This is a genomic window from Klebsiella sp. KE9456, assembly GCF_043832615.1.
Classification (GTDB): domain Bacteria; phylum Pseudomonadota; class Gammaproteobacteria; order Enterobacterales; family Enterobacteriaceae; genus Klebsiella; species Klebsiella indica.
In genome coordinates this window covers 25,208-47,207 of record NZ_JBDYQK010000020.1, presented here as the reverse complement: position 1 = coordinate 47,207, position 22,000 = coordinate 25,208, and the positions used below count along the sequence as shown (strand labels likewise).

General features: G+C 53.3%; 20 protein-coding genes and 1 other RNA gene. 16 read left to right on the top strand and 5 right to left on the bottom strand.

What is annotated here, in order from left to right:
- Positions 1–20: 20 nt before the first annotated feature.
- On the bottom strand, positions 21–599 hold the full coding sequence (locus ABK821_RS19160) for a lipoprotein (RefSeq protein WP_138358095.1): 579 nt from the start codon (positions 597–599) through the stop codon (positions 21–23).
- 422 nt (positions 600–1,021) lie between these two features.
- On the opposite strand from ABK821_RS19160, the gene bolA reads away from it, so the two are divergent.
- The 9 genes from bolA (at position 1,022) to ABK821_RS19115 (ending at position 11,461) form a co-directional block, all read left to right on the top strand.
- Entirely contained in the window at positions 1,022–1,339 is a 318-nt protein-coding gene (gene bolA / locus ABK821_RS19155; protein WP_138358093.1) for a transcriptional regulator BolA, read from the top strand.
- A 346-nt stretch (positions 1,340–1,685) separates the two neighbouring features.
- Positions 1,686–2,984 (top strand): trigger factor, encoded by a 1,299-nt coding sequence (gene tig, locus ABK821_RS19150; protein WP_142501766.1) that lies wholly within the window; start codon positions 1,686–1,688, stop codon positions 2,982–2,984.
- 315 nt (positions 2,985–3,299) lie between these two features.
- Positions 3,300–3,923 carry an ATP-dependent Clp endopeptidase proteolytic subunit ClpP gene (gene clpP / locus ABK821_RS19145; RefSeq protein ID WP_138358089.1) on the top strand — a complete coding sequence of 208 codons (624 nt, stop codon included), beginning with the start codon at positions 3,300–3,302 and terminating at the stop codon, positions 3,921–3,923.
- Positions 3,924–4,053: 130 nt separating this feature from the next.
- The gene (clpX, locus tag ABK821_RS19140; RefSeq protein ID WP_138358087.1) at positions 4,054–5,328 is read left to right on the top strand and encodes an ATP-dependent protease ATP-binding subunit ClpX; all 1,275 of its coding nucleotides are present in this window, start codon (positions 4,054–4,056) and stop codon (positions 5,326–5,328) included.
- Positions 5,329–5,510: 182 nt separating this feature from the next.
- Positions 5,511–7,865: an endopeptidase La gene (gene lon, locus ABK821_RS19135; protein ID WP_138358085.1), complete on the top strand. Its 2,355-nt coding sequence runs from the start codon at positions 5,511–5,513 to the stop codon at positions 7,863–7,865.
- Positions 7,866–8,073: 208 nt separating this feature from the next.
- Positions 8,074–8,346 carry a nucleoid-associated protein HU-beta gene (gene hupB, locus ABK821_RS19130; protein ID WP_002444653.1) on the top strand — a complete coding sequence of 91 codons (273 nt, stop codon included), beginning with the start codon at positions 8,074–8,076 and terminating at the stop codon, positions 8,344–8,346.
- 213 nt (positions 8,347–8,559) lie between these two features.
- A complete protein-coding gene (gene ppiD, locus ABK821_RS19125; protein ID WP_343178334.1) occupies positions 8,560–10,434 on the top strand; it encodes a peptidylprolyl isomerase in 1,875 nt (624 codons plus the stop codon).
- Between the two features lie 149 nt (positions 10,435–10,583).
- Positions 10,584–10,952 (top strand): helix-hairpin-helix domain-containing protein, encoded by a 369-nt coding sequence (locus ABK821_RS19120; RefSeq protein ID WP_138358081.1) that lies wholly within the window; start codon positions 10,584–10,586, stop codon positions 10,950–10,952.
- A gap of 110 nt (positions 10,953–11,062) precedes the next feature.
- On the top strand, positions 11,063–11,461 hold the full coding sequence (locus ABK821_RS19115; RefSeq protein WP_142501764.1) for a YbgC/FadM family acyl-CoA thioesterase: 399 nt from the start codon (positions 11,063–11,065) through the stop codon (positions 11,459–11,461).
- A 108-nt stretch (positions 11,462–11,569) separates the two neighbouring features.
- Here ABK821_RS19115 and queC read toward each other — a convergent pair whose 3' ends face one another.
- The gene (gene queC, locus ABK821_RS19110) at positions 11,570–12,265 is read right to left on the bottom strand and encodes a 7-cyano-7-deazaguanine synthase QueC (RefSeq protein WP_343178333.1); all 696 of its coding nucleotides are present in this window, start codon (positions 12,263–12,265) and stop codon (positions 11,570–11,572) included.
- Between the two features lie 157 nt (positions 12,266–12,422).
- Positions 12,423–13,475, bottom strand: coding sequence for a PLP-dependent cysteine synthase family protein (locus tag ABK821_RS19105; RefSeq protein ID WP_138358075.1), 1,053 nt, complete (start codon positions 13,473–13,475; stop codon positions 12,423–12,425).
- Between the two features lie 115 nt (positions 13,476–13,590).
- Here ABK821_RS19105 and ABK821_RS19100 point away from each other — a divergent pair, with 115 nt between their 5' ends.
- The 5 genes from ABK821_RS19100 to amtB all read left to right on the top strand — a co-directional run bounded on the left by ABK821_RS19100 (position 13,591) and on the right by amtB (position 19,538).
- Entirely contained in the window at positions 13,591–14,049 is a 459-nt protein-coding gene (locus ABK821_RS19100) for an Lrp/AsnC family transcriptional regulator (protein WP_138358073.1), read from the top strand.
- Positions 14,050–14,091: 42 nt separating this feature from the next.
- A complete protein-coding gene (locus tag ABK821_RS19095; RefSeq protein WP_395034080.1) occupies positions 14,092–15,864 on the top strand; it encodes a SmdA family multidrug ABC transporter permease/ATP-binding protein in 1,773 nt (590 codons plus the stop codon).
- Positions 15,857–17,635 (top strand): SmdB family multidrug efflux ABC transporter permease/ATP-binding protein, encoded by a 1,779-nt coding sequence (locus tag ABK821_RS19090; RefSeq protein WP_142501761.1) that lies wholly within the window; start codon positions 15,857–15,859, stop codon positions 17,633–17,635. The genes ABK821_RS19095 and ABK821_RS19090 overlap by 8 nt, the downstream gene beginning before the upstream one ends.
- A gap of 244 nt (positions 17,636–17,879) precedes the next feature.
- Positions 17,880–18,218 (top strand): P-II family nitrogen regulator, encoded by a 339-nt coding sequence (glnK, locus tag ABK821_RS19085; RefSeq protein ID WP_008503304.1) that lies wholly within the window; start codon positions 17,880–17,882, stop codon positions 18,216–18,218.
- Between the two features lie 33 nt (positions 18,219–18,251).
- Positions 18,252–19,538, top strand: coding sequence for an ammonium transporter AmtB (gene amtB, locus ABK821_RS19080; protein WP_171034786.1), 1,287 nt, complete (start codon positions 18,252–18,254; stop codon positions 19,536–19,538).
- Between the two features lie 53 nt (positions 19,539–19,591).
- On the opposite strand, the gene tesB is transcribed toward amtB, so the two are convergent.
- Complete coding sequence (tesB, locus tag ABK821_RS19075) at positions 19,592–20,455, bottom strand: acyl-CoA thioesterase II (RefSeq protein WP_395034079.1); 864 nt, start codon at positions 20,453–20,455, stop codon at positions 19,592–19,594.
- 220 nt (positions 20,456–20,675) lie between these two features.
- Between tesB and ABK821_RS19070 the strand changes: the two genes are divergently transcribed.
- Positions 20,676–21,188, top strand: a complete 513-nt coding sequence (locus ABK821_RS19070; protein ID WP_142501760.1) for a YbaY family lipoprotein — start codon at positions 20,676–20,678, stop codon at positions 21,186–21,188.
- A 37-nt stretch (positions 21,189–21,225) separates the two neighbouring features.
- Here ABK821_RS19070 and ABK821_RS19065 read toward each other — a convergent pair whose 3' ends face one another.
- Positions 21,226–21,537, bottom strand: a complete 312-nt coding sequence (locus tag ABK821_RS19065; RefSeq protein WP_395034077.1) for an MGMT family protein — start codon at positions 21,535–21,537, stop codon at positions 21,226–21,228.
- 266 nt (positions 21,538–21,803) lie between these two features.
- On the opposite strand from ABK821_RS19065, the gene ffs reads away from it, so the two are divergent.
- Positions 21,804–21,900, top strand: an RNA gene (gene ffs / locus ABK821_RS19060) — signal recognition particle sRNA small type.
- The last annotated feature ends 100 nt before the right edge of the window (positions 21,901–22,000 follow it).

The following is a 22,000-nucleotide window of genomic DNA, read 5'->3' as shown; positions in this document are numbered from 1 at the left end:
GAGGCCAGGTCTGTGATTCATTAATGCGCGTTTTGCTTGATGAAATCGTGAATGCTGGTGTCCTGCGCCATATCGGCGATGGTGTCGGTCAGGACGCTATTAACCGCATTGGCGATATTCTGGTTAGTGGCCTGGAATGCGCCATCAACAGAGTAGTTTGCACGATAATTTTTGGTCATTTTGTTACCGTTTGCGGCGGTGGCGATAATCGCAATATCGGCTGTGGTGGCGATGTTGTAGCGCAAGTTGCCCTGAGAAACATCGGCGTACAGTTTGTTGACGATAATCTGCAGGTCAACCGCGCCGTTCGGGCCAATCATATAGCCGCGAGCGGTCATCTGTTTCTCAAGCACTTCCTGTAGCAGGAAACGCAGATCGCGGGAGGCGGTTAACGTAACCAGTTGATCATTGCGAGTGACTTTTGCCAGCGCCTGATCCGGCCGCTGATCGGCGCCGTTAATGCTCACGGTCACACCCATCAGGCTTGGATCCTGCTGGGGCAGGGTGATTTTCGGCGAAACATCAATGGTGGTCGGTGGAGTGGCGCATCCAGCCAGCATAAACAGCGCGACCAAAGGAAAAATAATTTTCTTAAACATGTTCAGGGTCTCAACGCATGAAGTGGTCATACCCGCCATACTTCAGGCGACAGCGCGGTTAGCTTCGTTTACTTTCCCGGTCACTGACTTCAGTAAGCTCCCGGGCGCTTTCTTGCTGCCTTCCTGCCGCACGAACTATTTGGGGTAATTGAGGAAAATTCTCGCCATCATAACATCGCCAACGGCAAGGGGAAGTAGCAACGTATGTAAATTCATCGTCTTGTGCATTTTCTGTCCCTGGCGCAGTGATTATCGCGATCCAGGCAGGTCTTCCGGGATGCAGAATCAGTAAACCCAATACGTTTGACGGAAAATATCAGAGAAATGCTAATTTTTTGTTGTTTTCGCCTAATGGAAGCGGTAAAAGCGGCTAACATTTAAAGGGAATGGCGGCAATACAGCGTTGTCGGAGGAGAAAATTCATGATGATACGTGAACAGATCGAAGCAAAACTTAGGGCAGCGTTCGACCCGATGTATCTTGAAGTCGTGGATGAGAGCTATCGCCACAACGTTCCTGCGGGCTCTGAAAGTCATTTTAAAGTGGTGCTGGTGAGTGAGCGCTTCCTCGGCGAGCGTTTTCTTAATCGTCACCGTATGATTTATGGGACGTTGACGGAGGAACTATCAAGCACCGTGCACGCCCTGGCGCTGCATACTTACACAATAAAAGAGTGGGAAGGACTGCAGGATACCGTCTTTGCTTCTCCGCCTTGTCGGGGTGCCGGAAGCATCGCGTAGAAATCACATTTGCATCCGCTGGCGCTTTTCCAGTATGTTGCGTGAAGATTTATCAAAAACGGCCTGCGGGCCGTTTTGTTTTGCCTGGAAAATGTGCTGATTGCGCATTTTTACCGGCAAATTTGCGCGGGAAATGTGAAAAAAGCCGCAGCAGTGGGTGACAACCGTTCTCGACTCACCAAAGTGATGCCGCTATAATGCCGCGTCTTTTATTATGAATGTCTTCGGGATGATTCTGACGACAGGGAATGTGTTTCTCATTTGAAGAAGGCATCCCGGTTCTGCGAGGCAACTTTCTCGCGATTCCAGAGTTGACCGAGCACTGTGATTTTTTTGAGGTAACAAGATGCAAGTTTCAGTTGAAACCACTCAGGGCCTAGGGCGCCGTGTAACGATTACTATCGCCGCTGACAGCATCGAGAATGCTGTCAAAAGCGAGCTGGTCAACGTAGCGAAAAAAGTTCGCATTGATGGCTTCCGTAAAGGCAAAGTGCCAATGAATATTGTTGCTCAGCGTTATGGCGCATCTGTTCGCCAGGACGTGCTGGGTGACCTGATGAGCCGTCACTTCGTTGACGCGATCATTAAAGAAAAAATTAATCCGGCCGGCGCGCCGAACTATGTTCCGGGCGAATACAAGCTGGGGGAAGATTTCACCTACGCGGTAGAGTTCGAGGTTTATCCGGAAGTTGAACTGCAGGGTCTGGAAGCGATCGAAGTTGAAAAACCGCTGGTTGAAGTCACCGACGCTGACGTTGACACCATGCTGGATACTCTGCGCAAACAGCAGGCTAACTGGAAAGATAAAGAAGGCGAAGTTGACGCGGAAGACCGGGTCACCATCGATTTCTCCGGTTCTGTAGATGGCGAAGAGTTCGAAGGCGGCAAAGCGTCTGACTTCGTACTGGCAATGGGCCAGGGGCGTATGATCCCAGGCTTTGAAGACGGTATTAAAGGTCACAAAGCGGGCGAAGAGTTCACTATCGACGTGACCTTCCCGGAAGAGTACCACGCTGAAAACCTGAAAGGTAAAGCGGCGAAGTTCGTTATCAACCTGAAGAAAGTGGAAGAACGCGAACTGCCTGAACTGACCGAAGAATTCATCAAACGTTTCGGCGTTGAAGATGGTTCCGTGGCGGGTCTGCGCGCTGAAGTGCGTAAAAACATGGAACGCGAGCTGAAAGGCGCCGTGCGTAACCGCGTTAAGTCCCAGGCTATTGATGGTCTGGTAAAAGCTAACGACATCGACGTTCCGGCGGCGCTGATCGATAGCGAAATCGACGTTCTGCGTCGTCAGGCTGCTCAGCGTTTCGGTGGTAATGAGAAACAAGCGCTGGAACTGCCGCGTGAGCTGTTCGAAGAGCAGGCTAAACGCCGCGTTGTTGTTGGTCTGCTGCTGGGCGAAGTGATTCGTACTCACGAGCTGAAAGCTGACGAAGAGCGCGTTAAAGGTCTGATCGAAGAGATGGCTTCCGCTTACGAAGATCCGACAGAAGTTGTTGAGTACTACAGCAAGAACAAAGAGCTGATGGACAACATGCGCAATGTCGCGCTGGAAGAGCAGGCTGTTGAAGCCGTGCTGGCGAAAGCTAACGTGTCTGAAAAAGCGACTTCTTTCAGCGAACTGATGAACCAGCAGGCGTAATTTCGCCTCAAGGTTTAAGGTCTGAGCAAAACCCGTTGCCGAAAGGCCGCGGGTTTTTTTACGGCAATGATCGCCTCTGGAAGCGCGAGAAAAGGCAATTTCAGTGATAGCGTTACAGCAAAAGATTGTTATGCTTGAATTATGGTAACGCCATCCCCATAACCGGGGAAGGTAACTGCATTGGCATAATCATGCGCCGTAATGAAGCGTGCATCTATGCACTTCTGCCCGACAGCAGAAATTCTGGCTGATAATCCGTCCGTAAGGTTACAATCAGTGCAGCGGTTTTTTTCAAATTAATCCAGGAGACGGAAAATGTCATACAGTGGCGAACGAGATAACTTTGCACCCCATATGGCCCTGGTGCCGATGGTCATTGAACAGACCTCACGCGGCGAACGTTCATTTGATATTTACTCCCGTCTGCTTAAGGAGCGCGTCATTTTCCTGACCGGCCAGGTCGAAGACCATATGGCGAACCTGATCGTGGCGCAGATGCTGTTTCTGGAAGCGGAGAACCCGGAAAAAGATATCTATCTGTACATTAACTCTCCTGGCGGCGTGATTACCGCAGGGATGTCAATCTACGACACCATGCAATTCATTAAGCCTGACGTGAGCACCATTTGTATGGGCCAGGCGGCGTCTATGGGGGCGTTCCTGCTGACGGCCGGGGCGAAAGGTAAGCGTTTCTGCCTGCCCAACTCCCGCGTGATGATTCATCAGCCGCTGGGCGGCTATCAGGGTCAGGCGACGGATATCGAAATCCACGCCCGTGAGATCCTGAAGGTGAAAGGCCGCATGAATGAACTGATGGCGCACCATACGGGTCAATCTCTGGAGCAGATCGAGCGTGATACCGAGCGCGATCGTTTCCTGTCTGCCTCCGAATCAGTGGAATACGGCCTCGTCGACTCCATTTTGACTCATCGTAATTGATGCCCTGGCGCAAGGGGGCCGCTATACTTGTTTGAAGGAGGGCGGCACAACGCTTATCGCGGTTTGCGCCTGAGAATGGCATTTGCGTCGTTGTGTGCGGCACAAAGAACTTAATAAGGGGTTTGGACTCATGACAGATAAACGCAAAGATGGTTCGGGCAAACTGTTGTATTGCTCTTTTTGCGGCAAGAGCCAGCATGAAGTGCGTAAGCTAATCGCCGGGCCATCCGTGTATATCTGCGACGAATGTGTTGATTTATGTAACGACATCATTCGCGAAGAGATTAAAGAAGTTGCGCCGCATCGTGAGCGCAGCGCATTGCCGACTCCGCACGAAATTCGCCATCATCTGGACGATTACGTTATCGGTCAGGAACCGGCGAAAAAAGTGCTGGCAGTGGCGGTATATAACCACTATAAACGCCTGCGTAACGGTGATACCAGCAACGGTGTTGAACTGGGCAAAAGCAACATTTTGCTGATCGGGCCGACCGGCTCCGGTAAAACGTTACTGGCGGAAACGCTGGCGCGTCTGCTGGATGTTCCGTTCACCATGGCTGATGCGACTACGCTGACCGAAGCGGGTTATGTGGGTGAGGATGTCGAAAACATCATCCAGAAGCTGCTGCAGAAGTGTGATTACGACGTACAGAAAGCCCAGCGCGGTATCGTCTATATTGATGAGATTGACAAAATTTCCCGTAAATCGGATAACCCGTCGATCACCCGCGATGTTTCTGGCGAAGGCGTCCAGCAGGCGTTGTTGAAGCTTATTGAAGGCACCGTGGCCGCGGTTCCGCCGCAGGGGGGCCGCAAGCATCCGCAGCAGGAGTTCCTGCAGGTTGACACCTCTAAGATCCTGTTTATCTGCGGCGGCGCGTTTGCCGGTCTGGATAAGGTCATTTCCCACCGTGTCGAAACCGGTTCTGGTATTGGTTTCGGCGCGACGGTTAAGGCTAAGTCCGATAAAGCCAGCGAGGGCGAACTGCTGTCACAGGTTGAGCCGGAGGATCTGATCAAATTTGGTTTGATTCCTGAGTTTATTGGTCGTCTGCCGGTGGTGGCAACCCTGAACGAACTGAGCGAAGACGCGTTGATTCAGATCCTCAAAGAGCCGAAAAACGCGCTGACCAAGCAGTATCAGGCGTTGTTTAATCTGGAAGGGGTCGAGCTGGAGTTCCGTGACGAAGCGCTGGACGCTATCGCTAAGAAAGCAATGGCGCGTAAAACCGGCGCACGTGGCCTGCGTTCTATTGTTGAAGCCGCGCTGCTTGATACCATGTACGATCTGCCGTCAATGGAAGATGTCGAAAAAGTGGTCATCGACGCTTCGGTTATTGATGGGCAAAGCAAGCCGCTGCTGATTTACGGCAAACCGGAAGCACAGCAGGCTTCTGGTGAATAATTAGCCAGTTCGCTCAAGCAGTTAACAAAAAGGGGGGATTTTATCTCCCCTTTTATTTTTCCTGCATTCCCGCCGTTGAATGTATGGAATACATCCCCATATACTGCTTACATATTAACGGCGGCGCGTGATGGAATTGCGTCGTCGTCTACCTGGCGGACTTTAAACTAAGAGAGAGCTCTATGAATCCTGAGCGTTCTGAACGCATTGAAATCCCCGTATTGCCGTTGCGCGATGTGGTGGTTTATCCGCACATGGTCATACCCCTGTTTGTTGGGCGGGAAAAATCTATCCGTTGTCTCGAAGCGGCCATGGACCATGATAAAAAAATCATGCTGGTTGCGCAGAAAGAAGCGTCGACGGATGAGCCGGGTGTAAACGATCTTTTCACCGTCGGGACCGTGGCCTCTATTTTGCAAATGCTGAAGCTGCCGGACGGTACTGTTAAAGTGCTGGTGGAAGGCTTGCAGCGTGCGCGTATTTCAGCGCTGTCTGATAATGGCGAACATTTTTCCGCCAAAGCGGAATATCTTGAATCGCCGACGATTGACGAACGCGAGCAAGAAGTGCTGGTTCGTACTGCTATCAGCCAGTTTGAAGGCTACATCAAGCTGAACAAAAAAATTCCGCCGGAAGTGCTGACCTCACTGAATAGCATTGACGATCCGGCACGCCTGGCCGATACCATCGCTGCACATATGCCGCTGAAGCTGGCGGACAAACAGTCCGTTCTGGAAATGTCCGACGTTAATGAGCGTCTGGAATATCTGATGGCGATGATGGAATCAGAAATCGATCTGCTACAGGTTGAGAAGCGCATTCGCAACCGTGTGAAAAAGCAGATGGAAAAATCTCAGCGCGAGTACTATCTGAATGAGCAAATGAAAGCCATTCAAAAAGAACTCGGCGAGATGGATGACGCGCCGGATGAGAACGAAGCGCTGAAGCGTAAGATCGATGCGGCAAAAATGCCGAAAGAGGCCAAAGAGAAAACCGAAGCGGAACTGCAAAAACTGAAAATGATGTCTCCGATGTCGGCGGAAGCAACCGTCGTTCGCGGTTACATCGACTGGATGGTTCAGGTACCGTGGAATGCCCGCAGTAAAGTGAAAAAAGATCTGCGCCAGGCTCAGGAGATCCTTGATACTGACCATTACGGTCTGGAACGTGTGAAAGATCGCATCCTTGAATACCTCGCAGTGCAGAGTCGTGTTAACAAGCTCAAAGGGCCGATTCTGTGCCTGGTAGGGCCTCCGGGCGTGGGTAAAACCTCTCTGGGCCAGTCCATCGCCAAAGCAACCGGGCGTAAGTATGTGCGTATGGCGCTGGGCGGCGTGCGCGATGAGGCGGAAATCCGCGGTCACCGTCGGACCTATATTGGTTCGATGCCGGGCAAACTGATCCAGAAAATGGCGAAAGTGGGGGTTAAAAACCCGCTGTTTCTGCTTGATGAGATCGACAAAATGTCGTCGGATATGCGCGGCGATCCGGCCTCGGCGCTACTGGAAGTTTTGGATCCGGAACAGAACGTGGCCTTTAACGATCACTATCTGGAAGTGGATTACGATCTCAGCGATGTGATGTTTGTGGCGACGTCCAACTCCATGAACATCCCGGCGCCGCTGCTGGACCGTATGGAAGTGATTCGTCTCTCCGGCTACACCGAGGATGAAAAGCTGAACATCGCTAAACGTCACCTGCTGTCGAAACAGATTGAGCGTAATGCGCTGAAGAAAGGTGAACTGACGGTGGACGATAGCGCGATTATCAGCATCATTCGTTACTACACCCGAGAAGCGGGCGTGCGTGGTCTGGAACGCGAAATTTCGAAACTGTGCCGCAAAGCGGTGAAACAGCTGCTGCTGGATAAGTCGCTGAAACACATCGAGATTAACGGTGACAATCTGCATGACTACCTCGGCGTACAGCGCTATGACTATGGGCGCGCGGATAGCGAAAACCGCGTGGGTCAGGTCACTGGCCTGGCATGGACGGAAGTGGGGGGCGATCTGCTGACCATTGAAACCGCCTGCGTTCCGGGTAAAGGTAAGCTGACTTATACCGGTTCACTGGGCGAGGTTATGCAGGAGTCGATTCAGGCCGCGCTGACCGTGGTGCGTTCACGGGCGGACAAGCTGGGAATTAACTCAGACTTTTACGAAAAACGTGATATTCACGTTCACGTACCGGAAGGGGCGACGCCGAAAGATGGTCCAAGCGCCGGTATTGCAATGTGCACCGCGCTGGTTTCTTGTCTGACCGGCAATCCGGTGCGCGCTGATGTGGCAATGACCGGGGAAATTACCCTGCGTGGCCAGGTATTGCCTATTGGTGGTCTGAAGGAAAAACTGCTTGCCGCACATCGCGGTGGCATTAAGACTGTTCTGATTCCTGATGAAAATAAGCGTGACCTTGAAGAAATTCCGGAAAACGTTATTGCCGATTTAGATATCCATCCGGTGAAACGAATCGAGGAAGTTCTGACACTTGCGTTGCAGAACGCGCCGTTTGGTATGGAAGCTGTCACGGTTAAATAGTGATTTTGCGCAAAGAGCGCTAAGAAAAATAGGGCTGGTAAGTAAATTCGTACTTGCCAGCCTTTTTTTGTCTCGCTAACTTAGATTGCTGGCAGGGGGGTCAATTACAACTCTGTTGTAAGGGCATGACAGTCCTGATATAACTGCTGCGCGGTCGCATCACGAAGGATTCTGGTGCGATATAAATTATAAAGAGAGGAAGAGAACAGTGAATAAATCTCAACTGATTGACAAAATTGCTGCCGGCGCGGACATTTCTAAAGCCGCAGCTGGACGTGCGTTAGATGCTTTAATCGCTTCTGTTACTGAATCTCTGCAGGCTGGGGATGACGTTGCGCTGGTAGGGTTTGGTACTTTTGCTGTTAAAGAACGCGCTGCCCGTACCGGTCGCAATCCGCAAACAGGTAAAGAAATCACTATTGCAGCCGCTAAAGTACCGGGTTTCCGTGCCGGTAAAGCGCTGAAAGACGCGGTAAACTGATCGATTTCCCCATTGGGGTCTGTGACGAAGTACAAGGGCGCATCGCGAGATGTGCCTTTTTTATTTGCCAGAATGCGACTTTATGTGAGTTTATACGCAGTTGTGGGCTGACAATCACCCCGTTTTCTTGTCAAAATACGTCCTCACGCGCGGCGGCTATCGCATGCTATGCTGCGCGAGCAAAAGTCATCTACAGCGGAGCGTTGTTACACCATGATGGACAACCTACGCACGGCCGCCAATAGCGTCGTGCTTAAGATTATTTTCGGTATCATTATCGTCTCGTTCATTTTGACTGGGGTGAGTGGTTACCTGATTGGCGGTAGTAACAACTATGCCGCGAAAGTGAACGGCCAGGAAATTGGTCGAACCCAATTTGAAAATGCCGTCGCCAGCGAGCGTAATCGTATGCAGCAGCAGCTTGGCGATCGCTTCTCGGAGCTGGCGGGTAATGAAAATTACATGAAAGCGATGCGTCAACAGGTGCTGAACCGTCTGATTGACGAGGCGCTGCTCGACCAGTATGCCCGTAAACTTGGCCTTAGCATCAGTGACGAGCAGGTTAAGCAGGCTATCTTTCAGACCCAGGCTTTTCAGTCGAACGGTAAATTTGATAACGAGCGCTTTAGCGGTATCGTTAATCAGATGGGGATGACCACGGACCAGTATGCGCAGGCCCTGCGCAATCAGTTGACGACTCAGCAGCTGATTAACGCTGTTGCCGGTACCGACTTTATGCTGCCGGGAGAGTCTGACCAACTGGTGGCGCTGGTTTCACAACAGCGCGTGGTGCGTGAAGCGACTATCGACGTAAATGCGCTGGCAGCGAAACAAACTGCCACTGACGATGAAATCAACGCATATTACCAGCAGAATCAGGCGCATTTTATGGCGCCTGAGCAGTTCCGCGTGAGTTACATCGAGATGGATGCCGCGAACATGCAGGAAAACGTTTCGGACGAAGAAATTCAGGCATGGTATGACCAGCATCAGGATCAGTTCACTCAGCCGCAGCGTAACCGCTATAGCGTCATCCAGACCAAAACCGAAGCGGATGCGCAGGCGGTGCTTGATGCGCTGAAAAAAGGCGCTGACTTTGCCACTTTAGCGAAAGAAAAATCAACCGACATTATCTCTGCGCGTAACGGCGGTGATATGGGGTGGCTGGACGATGCGGTAACCGTACCTGAGCTGAAAAACGCAGGTCTGAAAGAAAAAGGTCAGATCTCCGGCGTCATTAAATCTTCGGTTGGCTTCCTGGTGGCGCGTCTTGATGACGTTCAGGCGGCGAAAGTTAAACCGCTGTCTGAGGTTCGTACTGAGATCGCGGCGAAGGTGAAACAGGAAAAAGCGCTGGACGCCTACTATGCGTTGCAGCAGAAAGTCAGCGATGCGGCGAGCAACGATAACGAATCTCTGGCAAGTGCCGCCCAGGTTGCAGGCCTGAAAGTTGTTGAAACCGGCTGGTTTGGTCGTGATAACCTGCCGTCGGCGCTGAATTTCAAACCGGTTGCTGACGCTATCTTCAACGGTGGTCTGGTTGGTGAAAATGGTGCGCCCGGCAGCAACTCCGATATCATCACCGTTGACGGTGACCGTGCGTTTGTTCTGCGCATCAGCGAACATAAACCGGAAGCGGTAAAACCGCTGGCGGACGTCAAATCACAGGTAAGCGATATCGTTAAGCACAATAAGGCGGAGCAGCAGGCGAAGCTGGATGCTGATAAGCTGCTGACGGACCTGAAAGCGGGCAAAGGCGACGACGCGATGAAAGCCGCAGGTCTGGCCTTTGGCGCGCCGCAGACGCTGTCACGCACCGGTCAGGACGCCCTGAGCCAGTCTGTCTTTGCACTGCCGCTGCCGCAGTCGGGCAAACCGAGCTATGGTGTCGGCACTGATATGCAGGGTAACGTGGTTCTGTTGGCGCTGGACGACGTGAAAGCGGGTACGATGCCCGAAGAGCAGAAAAAAACGATGATTCAGGGGATCACTCAGAATAATGCGCAGATCGCTTTCGAAGCGTTGATGAGTAACCTGCGTAAAGCCGCGAAAATTAAGTTCGGTGACATCATCAATCAGCAACAATAATTGCGTGTCTGCTTGGTAAAAGCCAGTAACGTGATGTAATTCTCAAAGGCCGCTTTCGCGGCCTTTTCCATTTCTGTTTTTTGACTTTTGTACTCTTTTCCCCTCGTCGATATCGTGGCTCTGCTGTCTACAAACAAGGAGATAACAGCATGAAACGAGGAGTTAAAACCCTTATTGCCGCTGCCGTACTGGTTTGTGCGGCGGGAAGCCAGATAGCACAGGCGGCACCTTCCGCTGGCAAGGCACCGTCAATAACGAAAGAAAGTGTACCGTCGCCACCGGTGAAGGCTTCTGAGGCGTTAAGCGCGACCAACCGGGAAGGGAACCGGGTCAGTATTAATAGTGCCAGCGCTGAAGAGCTGTCGCGGGCTTTGAATGGCGTTGGCCTGAAGAAGGCACAGGCCATCGTGAGTTACCGGGAAGAATATGGGCCATTTAAAACCGTGGATGATTTAAAACAGGTACCTGGTATGGGCAACGCGCTGGTGGAGAGAAATCTGTCACACCTGAAGCTGTAATTTTTCAGCGTATGTTTGCACAGTGGTAAATATTTGCCAGACTGAAGAGGTCACATAGGTGGTGTGACCTCTGACCTCAATACAACAATTAAAGACAAGGCATTTACGCTATGCAGACACAAATCAAAGTTCGTGGCTATCATCTGGATGTTTATCAGCACGTGAATAATGCGCGCTATCTGGAATTTCTCGAAGAGGCGCGCTGGGAGGGGCTGGAAAACAGCTCGGGCTTCCAGTGGATGAGCGCGCACAACATCGCCTTTGTGGTGGTGAATATTAATATTAACTACCGTCGCCCTGCCGTGCTGAGCGATCTGCTGACTGTCACCAGCCAGGTGCAGCAGTTAAACGGGAAGAGCGGCATTTTAAGCCAGGTCATTACGCTTGAGCCGGAAGGGCAGGTTGTGGTGGACGCGCAGATTACTTTTGTCTGTATTGATTTGAAAACGCAGAAAGCCTTGCCGCTGGAAGGTGAGTTGCGCGAGAAACTGGAGCAGATGGTGAAGTAATGGAAAGTTGCCTGATGGCGCTTCGCTTATCAGGCCTACGGGCGACATTGACCCGGGTGAATGTCGCCAGGCCGGATAAGGTGCGTGTACCGCCATCCGGCAAAACGATCACTTTAACCCGGTTTTGTGCTTCATTGCCGCCATCGCTGTCGGTTTATCCGCCAGATAATGGTTCAGACCGTTGGCGCGCAGATTACAGGCGGCACATTGACCACAGCCGTCTCCCTTAATGCCGTTATAGCAGGTCAGGGTTTCGATGCGCACCAGATCTAACTGGCCCCAGTAATCGGCTAATGCCCAGGTCTCGGCTTTGTTGAGCCACATCAGCGGCGTCTCAAAGCGAATATCTTTCGCCATTCCGAGGCTGACCGCATGGTGCAGCGCTTTCACGAACTCGTCACGGCAGTCCGGGTAGCCGGAAAAGTCGGTTTCGCAAACGCCGGTAATAATGGCTTCCGCTTTAACCTGATAAGCATAAATTGCTGTCAGCGTTAAAAACAGGATGTTGCGTCCGGGTACGAAGGTGTTGGGGATCCCGCTGGCGTCCGGCTTGTAGTCCGGTACCGGAATGCTGTCGCGCGTCAGACTGCTGACGGCCAGTTCATTAAGCAAGGTGACATCCAGCACTTTGTGAGCGACCGCACCCAGTTTCAGCGCAAGCTCGCGGGCAACGTCAATCTCCGCGCGGTGGCGTTGGCCATAATCAAAAGTGACGCAATGCACTTCGTCATACTGTTGCAGTGCCTGCACCAGGCAGGTCGTCGAATCTTGTCCTCCGCTGAAGACAACTACGGCGCGTTTCATGGTAATTCCTGACTGTTAATATGATGGGCGTATGGTAGCGCCTGATGAACGCGACGACCAGCTCTGTCGCGACGTTGCAGCCAGGAAGCACGGCGCAGGTGGAATCAAACCCACCGTGCGCGTGCGGATGGAATCTTTTGCCGCACGGAGACGATCACTATTTTACCTGCAGCATTTCCGCGATTTGCGCCTGCCACGGAGAGACATCGCCAATATTGGCCGCGACCCACTGCGGGTTGTAGTAGCTTTCCAGATAGCGTTCGCCGCTATCACACAGCAGAGTAACAATTGAGCCGGTACTGCCCTCTTCACGCATACGAACGGCCTGGTGCAGCACTCCCCACATATTGGTGCCGGTTGATGCCCCGACCTTACGTCCGAGCAGCGTTTCCAGCCACAGCGCGGTGGCGACGCTGGCGGCATCCGGCACGCGAAGCATCTCATCGACCACATCGGGGATAAATGAAGGTTCGACGCGTGGGCGGCCGATACCCTCAATTTTGCTGCCGACCGGGCTGCGGAGGCGGGTATCGCGGCTCTGCCAGTAGTCCATAAAAACCGAGTTTTGCGGGTCAACCACCATTAACCGGGTATCATAACCCTGACTGCGGATGTAGCGGCCAATGGTTGCCGAGGTTCCGCCGGTGCCTGCGCTCATGACGATACAGGAGGGCTGGGGGTGAGGTTCATGGCTCATCTGGCGGAAGATGCTGTCGGCGATATTGTTATTTCCACGCCAGTCGGTAGCGCGTTCGGCAAAGGTAAACTGATCCATATAATGACCGTTCAGTTCGCGTACCAGCGTTTCGGAAGCCGCATAGATTTCACAGGCATTGTCGACAAAGTGACAGCGGCCACCATAAAACTCAATTTGTTCAATTTTACGTCTCGCCGTACAGGAAGGCATAACGGCGATAAACGGCAGGCCTAAAAGACGGGCGAAGTATGCTTCAGAGACAGCAGTAGAACCGGAAGAGGATTCGATAATTGTCGTTCCTTCTTTAATCCAGCCGTTGCACAAACCATAGAGAAACAGGGAGCGGGCCAGGCGATGCTTCAGACTGCCGGTCGGATGGGTACTTTCATCTTTCAGGTAAAGCTGGATGCCGGGGAATGCCGGCAACGCAAGACGAATAAGATGCGTGTCGGCAGAACGCTGATAATCGGCATTAATTTCGCTAATCGCGTGTTTTACCCATGCGCTGTTCATGTTGATTTCCTGTTTGTCATTTTGTGCCCAGCTTAGCGGAAACAGAAGGAAAAATTGTTGCCATTTAACCTTTCAATTACAATGAACGGAGTAAATTTTTCTCTCGAGGTGCGCAATGTTAGATAAAATAGACCGTAAGCTGCTTTCTCTGCTGCAAAATGACTGTACCCTTTCTTTGCAGGCGCTGGCTGATGCCGTTAATCTGACCACCACGCCCTGCTGGAAGCGTCTGAAGCGGCTGGAAGACGACGGTATTCTTCGCGGGCGCGTTGCCTTGCTGGATGCGGAAAAAGTCGGGCTTGGGCTGACGGCCTTTGTGCTGATTAAGACGCAGCATCACAGTAGCGACTGGTATTGCCGCTTTGTCAGCGAGGTCAAGCAGATGGCGGAGGTTCTCGGCTTCTGGCGCATGGCGGGAGAGTATGACTATCTGCTGCGGGTGCAGGTGGCAGATATGAAGAGCTACGATGATTTTTATAAACGTCTGGTGAATAGCGTGCCAGGGCTCTCGGATGTCACTTCGAGTTTTGCGATGGAACAGATAAAATACACCACAGCCTTGCCTATTGATTAACGGCTTCTGCCGCCACGAATTATACATTCAGGATTTAACCGCTTGCGATTATTTGTTCAACTTAGCTGGTATTTTCGCCGGGAGTGGCGCCGTTATTTCGGCGCCGTTACTCTGCTGATTATCATTGCCATTCTCCAGTTGGTGCCGCCAAAAGTGGTGGGCATCGTGGTTGATGGCGTCACGAAACAACACGACACCACAGAAAAGGTATGGATGTGGATCGTCCTGCTGATCGTTATTGCGGTGATGGTCTATCTGCTGCGCTATGTCTGGCGCGTTCTGCTGTTTGGCGCCTCTTATCAACTGGCTATAGAGCTACGCGAGGATTTCTATCGCCAGCTTAGTCGTCAGCATCCGGCTTTTTATCTGCGCCACCGTACCGGCGATCTGATTGCCCGCGCAACAAATGATGTTGATCGGGTGGTTTTTGCTGCCGGCGAAGGGGTGTTGACGCTGGTGGATTCCATGGTCATGGGCTGTGCGGTGCTGATTGTGATGTCGACGCAGATCAGCTGGCAGTTAACCTTGCTGTCGCTGCTGCCGATGCCAATTATGGCGCTGGCGATCAAGCGCAATGGCGAGGTGTTACATGAGCGCTTTCGCGTGGCGCAGGCGGCATTTTCCAGCCTGAACGATCGTACTCAGGAGAGCCTGACCAGTATTCGCATGATCAAAGCCTTTGGCCTTGAAGACCGGCAATCGGCGCAGTTTGCCGCCGATGCCGCGGATACCGGGGCGAAAAATATGCGCGTGGCGCGCATTGACGCCCGCTTTGATCCCACGATTTATCTCGCCATAGGTACTGCCAACCTGCTGGCGATCGGCGGCGGTAGTTGGATGGTTTTGCAGGGCAGCATGACCCTTGGGCAGCTTACCAGCTTTGTGATGTATCTCGGCCTGATGATTTGGCCAATGCTGGCGCTGGCGTGGATGTTTAACATCGTCGAGCGCGGCAGCGCGGCCTATGCGCGGATTCGTACCATGCTGGAAGAGGCGCCGGTCGTTAACGACGGCAGAGAACCCGCGGCGGAAGGGCGGGGTGTACTCAGCTTCGCTGTTCATAAATTTATCTATCCACAGGCCAATCGTGCCGCTCTGGAAAAGGTCAATTTTACGCTGCAGCCCGGGCAGAGACTGGGCATTTGCGGGCCGACCGGTTCCGGCAAGAGCACTATACTGGCATTGCTTCAGCGTCATTTTGACGTGACTGAAGGTGACATCCGCTTCCACAATGTTCCTCTGACCCGGCTACAACTGGATAGCTGGCGTGCCCGACTGGCGGTGGTCAACCAAACGCCATTTTTGTTTTCCGATACTGTCGCCAGAAACATTGCGCTCGGCAAACCGGAGGCGACGCAGGCGCAAATTGAGCATGTCGCGCGGCTTGCCTGCGTGCATGAAGATATCCTGCGTCTGCCGCAGGGATATAACACCGAAGTCGGTGAGCGCGGCGTGATGCTTTCCGGCGGGCAGAAACAGCGCATTTCCATTGCCCGCGCGCTACTGCTGGAGGCGGAGATTCTGATTCTTGATGATGCGCTGTCGGCGGTGGACGGCCGCACGGAACACCAGATTTTGCATAATTTGTCGCAGTGGGGGGAGGGGCGGACGCTGATCATCTGCGCCCATCGCCTGTCGGCGTTGACGGAAGCCAGCGAGATCCTCGTGATGCAGCATGGGCATGTCGCCCAGCGTGGTCGCCATGAGGCTCTGAGCGCACAGCCGGGCTGGTATCGCGATATGTACCGTTATCAACAGCTGGAAGCGGCGCTGGATGATGTGCCACAAGAACCAGAGGAGGTCGCTGGTGCGTAGTTTTACTGAACTCTGGCCGACGTTAAAGCGCCTGTTGGCTTATGGTTCTCCGTGGCGCAAACCGTTAATGATCGCGGTTATCATCATGTGGGTTGCGGCGATAGCGGAAGTGAGCGGTCCGCTGTTGATTAGTTACTTTATTGATAACATGGTCGCGAAACATGCGTTGCCGCTGAAGTTAGTGTGCGGCCTCGCCGCCGCCTACATTGGCTTGCAAATGCTTGCTGCAATTTTGCATTACTGTCAGGCACTGCTGTTTAATCGGGCCGCGGTCGGCGTGGTGCAGCAGTTGCGGAGCGACGTGATGGATGCCGCGCTGCGTCAGCCGCTCAGCGAGTTTGATACCCAGCCGGTCGGACAGCTTATCTCACGGGTGACTAACGATACGGAAGTGATTCGTGATCTGTACGTCACCGTTGTGGCTACCGTATTGCGTAGCGCTGCTTTGATTGGCGCGATGCTGGTGGCGATGTTTAGCCTCGACTGGCGGATGGCGCTGGTGGCTATTGCCATCTTCCCCGCGGTGCTGAGCGTGATGATGATTTATCAGCGCTACAGCACGCCAATCGTCAGACGCGTCCGCAGTTGGCTGGCGGATATTAACGACGGTTTTAATGAAGTGATTAACGGCATGGGGGTTATTCAGCAGTTCCGCCAGCAGGCGCGGTTCGGCGAGCGGATGCGTGAAGCCAGCTACGCGCACTATCTGGCGCGTATGCAAACGCTGCGCCTCGATGGCTTTCTGCTGCGTCCGTTGCTGAGTTTATTCTCTTCATTAATTCTCTGCGGTTTGTTGATGCTGTTTGCTTTTAGTCGCAGCGGAATGATTGAGGTCGGGGTGCTGTACGCCTTTATTAGCTATCTTGGGCGCCTGAACGAGCCGCTTATTGAGTTGACAACTCAGCAGTCGATGCTGCAGCAGGCGGTCGTCGCGGGGGAGCGGGTCTTCGAACTGATGGACAAACCGCGCCAGGCCTGGGGCGAGGATAACGAACCGTTGCGGAGTGGAGAGATCAGTATCGAACATCTCTCTTTTGCCTATCGCGACGATAGCCTGGTGTTGCAGGACATCAATCTCACTATCCCGTCGCGCAGTTTTGTGGCGCTGGTCGGCCACACCGGTAGCGGTAAAAGCACTCTGGCGAGCCTGATGATGGGATACTATCCGTTAACTCAGGGAGAGATTTGTATCGATGGTCGTCCGCTTCCTTCATTAAGCCACCGTGCACTACGCCAGGGGATTGCGATGGTGCAGCAGGATCCGGTCGTGCTGGCGGATACCTTCTATGCTAACGTCACGCTTGGCCGCGATATCAGCGAAGCTCAGGTCTGGGACGCGCTGGAAGCGGTGCAACTGGCAGGGCTGGCTCGTGAAATGGATGGCGGGCTTTATACGCAGTTGGGCGAGCAGGGGAATAACCTCTCTGTCGGTCAGAAGCAGTTACTGGCGCTGGCTCGCGTGCTGGTCGATACGCCGCAGGTGCTGATCCTTGATGAGGCGACGGCCAATATTGACTCCGGGACCGAGCAGGCGATTCAGCAGGCGCTGGCGCGGGTGCGTGAGCACACGACGCTGGTGGTGATTGCGCACCGCTTATCGACCATCGTCGAGGCTGATACGATTCTGGTATTGCATCGCGGTCAGGCCGTAGAGCGCGGGAGCCATCAGCAACTGCTGGCGGCTAAAGGCCGTTACTGGCAGATGTATCAGTTGCAATTAGCGGGCGAAGAGCTGGCGGCCAGCGCCCAGGAAGCGTCGCTTATTGCCTGATGCACTATAAGCAGGCAGTCTCTGCATTGTGGTTTAATCTGGTGCAAGAATGTCACATATTGCGCACTGAAATGGTGCGATTTTAGTTGGTGGCGGCGTTTTGTCGCTTCGTTTCAGCAGAGTTACTCTTTTTCCTCCGCATTCAAGGGCCGCTTAGCGGCCCTTTTTCATTTCTGGCATAGCCTTTGCTTTATTCCCTGCGTGTTAGCTGCGGCCATTACCGAATTCTGACTGGAGGGGACTTATGAAACTGGTTACCGTGGTAATCAAACCATTCAAACTGGAAGACGTGCGTGAAGCATTATCTTCAATGGGTATTCAGGGCCTCACGGTCACTGAAGTTAAAGGGTTCGGCCGTCAGAAAGGCCACGCGGAGCTTTATCGCGGTGCCGAATACAGCGTTAATTTTCTTCCTAAAGTGAAGATTGACGTTGCGATTGCTGACGATCAGCTTGATGAAGTCATTGATGTCATTAGCAAAGCGGCTTACACCGGAAAGATTGGCGACGGCAAAATCTTTGTCGCCGAGCTGCAGCGCGTCATTCGCATTCGTACCGGCGAATCTGACGAAGCGGCACTGTAAATTTCAGAGCACACAGTGATGGGGAACGAAACAATGAAGATAGCAACAATGAAAACAGGTCTGGGAGCTCTGGCGCTTCTTCCGGGACTGGCGATGGCCGCTCCGGCAGTAGCTGATAAGGCCGACAACGCTTTTATGATGATTTGCACCGCGCTGGTGCTTTTTATGACCATTCCGGGAATTGCGCTGTTCTATGGTGGCTTGATCCGCAGTAAAAACGTTCTTTCTATGCTGACCCAGGTCATTGTGACCTTTGCTCTGGTCTGCGTGTTGTGGGTGGTTTATGGCTATACCCTGGCTTTCAGCACAGGCGGTAGCTTCTTCGGCAACTTCGACTGGGTACTGCTGAAGAATATTGAGTTAAAAGCGCTGATGGGCAGCTTCTATCAATATATTCATGTTGCTTTCCAGGGCTCTTTCGCCTGTATTACCGTCGGCCTGATTGTCGGTTCGCTGGCTGAACGTATCCGCTTCTCCGCGGTGCTGATTTTCGTGGTGGTATGGTTGACCCTCTCTTATGTGCCGATTGCGCATATGGTATGGGGCGGCGGCTTGCTGGCGACGCACGGCGCGCTTGATTTCGCGGGCGGTACGGTTGTACACATCAACGCCGCGGTTGCCGGACTGGTGGGTGCCTACATGATGGGCAAACGCGTTGGCTTTGGCAAAGAAGCGTTCAAACCGCATAATCTGCCGATGGTCTTCACCGGTACCGCTATTCTCTATGTTGGCTGGTTTGGCTTCAACGCCGGTTCAGCTAGCGCGGCGAACGAAATTGCCGGTCTGGCTTTCGTCAACACCGTAGTAGCAACGGCAGCGGCCATCCTGGCGTGGACCTTCGGTGAGTGGGCGACTCGCGGTAAACCGTCTCTGCTGGGCGCATGCTCCGGGGCCATTGCGGGCCTGGTCGGTATCACTCCAGCGTGTGGCTACATCGGTGTTGGCGCCTCTCTGATTGTGGGTATCGCGGCGGGCCTGGCGGGTCTGTGGGGCGTAACCGTGCTGAAACGTTGGTTGCGTGTTGACGATCCGTGCGATGTGTTCGGCGTACACGGCGTTTGCGGTATTGTCGGTTGTATCCTGACCGGTATCTTTGCTGCGGCCTCTCTGGGCGGCGTGGGTTATGCGGAAGGTGTGACCATGGGCCATCAGGTGCTGGTACAGCTGGAAAGTATTGCGCTCACTATCGTCTGGTCCGGTGTTGTTGCCTTTATTGGTTACAAAGTTGCCGATATGACCGTAGGTTTGCGCGTACCGGAAGACCAGGAACGCGAAGGTCTGGATGTGAACAGCCATGGCGAAAACGCCTACAATGCCTGATCAATAACGTATTTCCATGCACAACAGAGCCTCCCCAGGGAGGCTCTGTTTTTTTATGCGTTACGGTTACGTATCACGCCTTCCTGCACTGCCGATGCGACCAGCGTGCCATCCTGAGCGTAGAACTCACCGCGGACAAAACCCCGCGCGCTAGAGGCGGAGGTGCTTTCAACGCTGTAAAGCAGCCATTCGTTGATGTCGAACGGGCGATGGAACCACATTGAGTGATCGATAGTGGCAACCTGCATTCCTGGCTCCAGAAAACCGACGCCATGCGGCTGCAGCGCCACAGGCAGGAAGTTAAAGTCAGAAGCGTAGCCCAGCAGATACTGGTGAATACGGCGATCTTCCGGCACCGCCCCGTTGGCGCGGAGCCATACCTGGCGAGCTGGCTCTGCAACGTGGCCTTTCAGCGGGTTATGAAATTCAACCGGACGAATTTCCAGTGGTTTATCGCAGAGAAATTTATCTTTAACCTGCGGTGGCAAGAGGTGGGCCAGCTTACGGGCGATATCCGTTTCAGAGGGTAAGGCGTCCGGGGCGGGCACCGTGGGCATCGTTTTTTGATGTTCGTAGCCAGGTTCCGGGGCCTGAAAAGACGCGGTCATATAGAAAATAGGCTTGCCGTTCTGAATGGCCGCAACCCGGCGGGCGCTAAAGCTATTACCGTCGCGCAGGACTTCAACGTCATAGACGATAGGTTTCTGACTGTCCCCGGGACGCAGAAAGTAGCTGTGGAACGAGTGAACCAGACGTTCCGCCGGGACGGTCTCTTTGGCTGCATAGAGTGCCTGACCTACCACCTGGCCGCCAAAGACCTGGCGCAATCCCAGATCCTCGCTCTGCCCGCGGAATAGCCCTTCTTCAATTTTTTCCAGATTTAATAATCCCAGCAGATTGGTTAGTGCCTGACTCATAGTGACCCTCAATCAATGGTGGCTGCCGTGCGCAGCGCGTTATTGAGGCAAAGTATAACCTGGAATCGTAAGTGGTCCGATGGGTGCAAGAATCTGAATATGGGCTCATTTCCAGGAAGAGAACTGAGATCTGTGCCACACTTATTCACGATGCTCATGTCCTGTTCCTGATCCTGGCAGGATGTGCTCCTGTTATATAAGGGATAAAAAGGAGAAAAGAATGAAAATTGCCTATATGCTAAGCGCGTTAGCCGTGGCGGCGACGTTATCTGCCTGTGCGAATAATCACGGCAGCAATACAGCGAACCAGACGGCGGCACCCGATCCTTATGGCATTGCCTCTCTAAGCTCCTCGCAGCAACAACCTAATGTCTCAGGGACCATCAACATTCGACATCGCGTGGCATTACCGCCGGATGCTGTATTGACCGTGACCTTATCGGATGCGTCCCTGGCTGATGCGCCCGCGCGCGTCCTGTCGCAAAAAGCGGTCAGGACGGAAGGAAAGCAGGCGCCGTTTAACTTTGTATTGCCTTATAACCCGGCGGACATTAAGCCCAACGCACGCATTCTGTTAAGTGCCGCGATTACCGTTAATGGCCAGTTGATGTTTATCACTGATACGGTGCAGACAGTGATTAACCAGGGCGGTAATCGTGCCGATCTGCATTTGATTCCGGTCCAGCAAACGGCGGTACCAATGGCTAATGACGCTGTGCCTGCCGCGCAATAATCACGACCATGCCCCTCTCCGGGGCATTTATTTACCTTTAATAAATCCAGCGATAGTGTTGCAGGTCGATATGGCCACTACCGGAAACCTGTACGCCCTCTGCCAACAGCGCCAGGCGTTGGCGCTGTAGATCGGGGCCGGTGAGGGAGATATCGCCATGACGGTTAACCACGCGATGCCAGGGAAGCGTGGACCCTTCCGGCAGCCGCTTTAACACACCTCCCACCTGGCGTGCCGCACGCGGCGAACCTGCCAGATGCGCAATATCGCCGTAGGTGGCAACGTAGCCTTCTGGAATCGAGGCCACTATCTGCCAGACCCGCTGGGGGAAAGTATCGTGAGAATTCATGCTACATCCTGTTGCCGGAAAGATTCAGAATAAGCGTTAGATGACCGCCTGTACAGATAGCGGATGAAGCCGCAGGCTTTCGGCCGCGCGATATCCTCAAGGCGTCTTTGCCTGCATCGGGGCGTACGGACAAAGGGTTTCTACAGTGTTCATTTCTCTCCTTTGTGCAATAAACCAGCAGCTAATCGGCGGTAGCTTGCAATTCACCGGGCCAGCAGGGATAATGCGCCAGCGCGTCAGGTCACTGGCGCTCTCAATGGGGGCCCTGTTGGTTCTCCCGCAACGCTACTCTGTTTACCAGGTCAGGTCCGGAAGGAAGCAGCCAGAGCAGACGACGTGTGTGCCGGGATGTAGCTGGCAGGGCCCCCACCCATTTGTGCTAACGACACCTCAATGGTTAAAACGCTTGTCTTTTTGCATTGATTGGCGAGTGATATGCCGTTTGTCTGTCGCCCGCAAATCA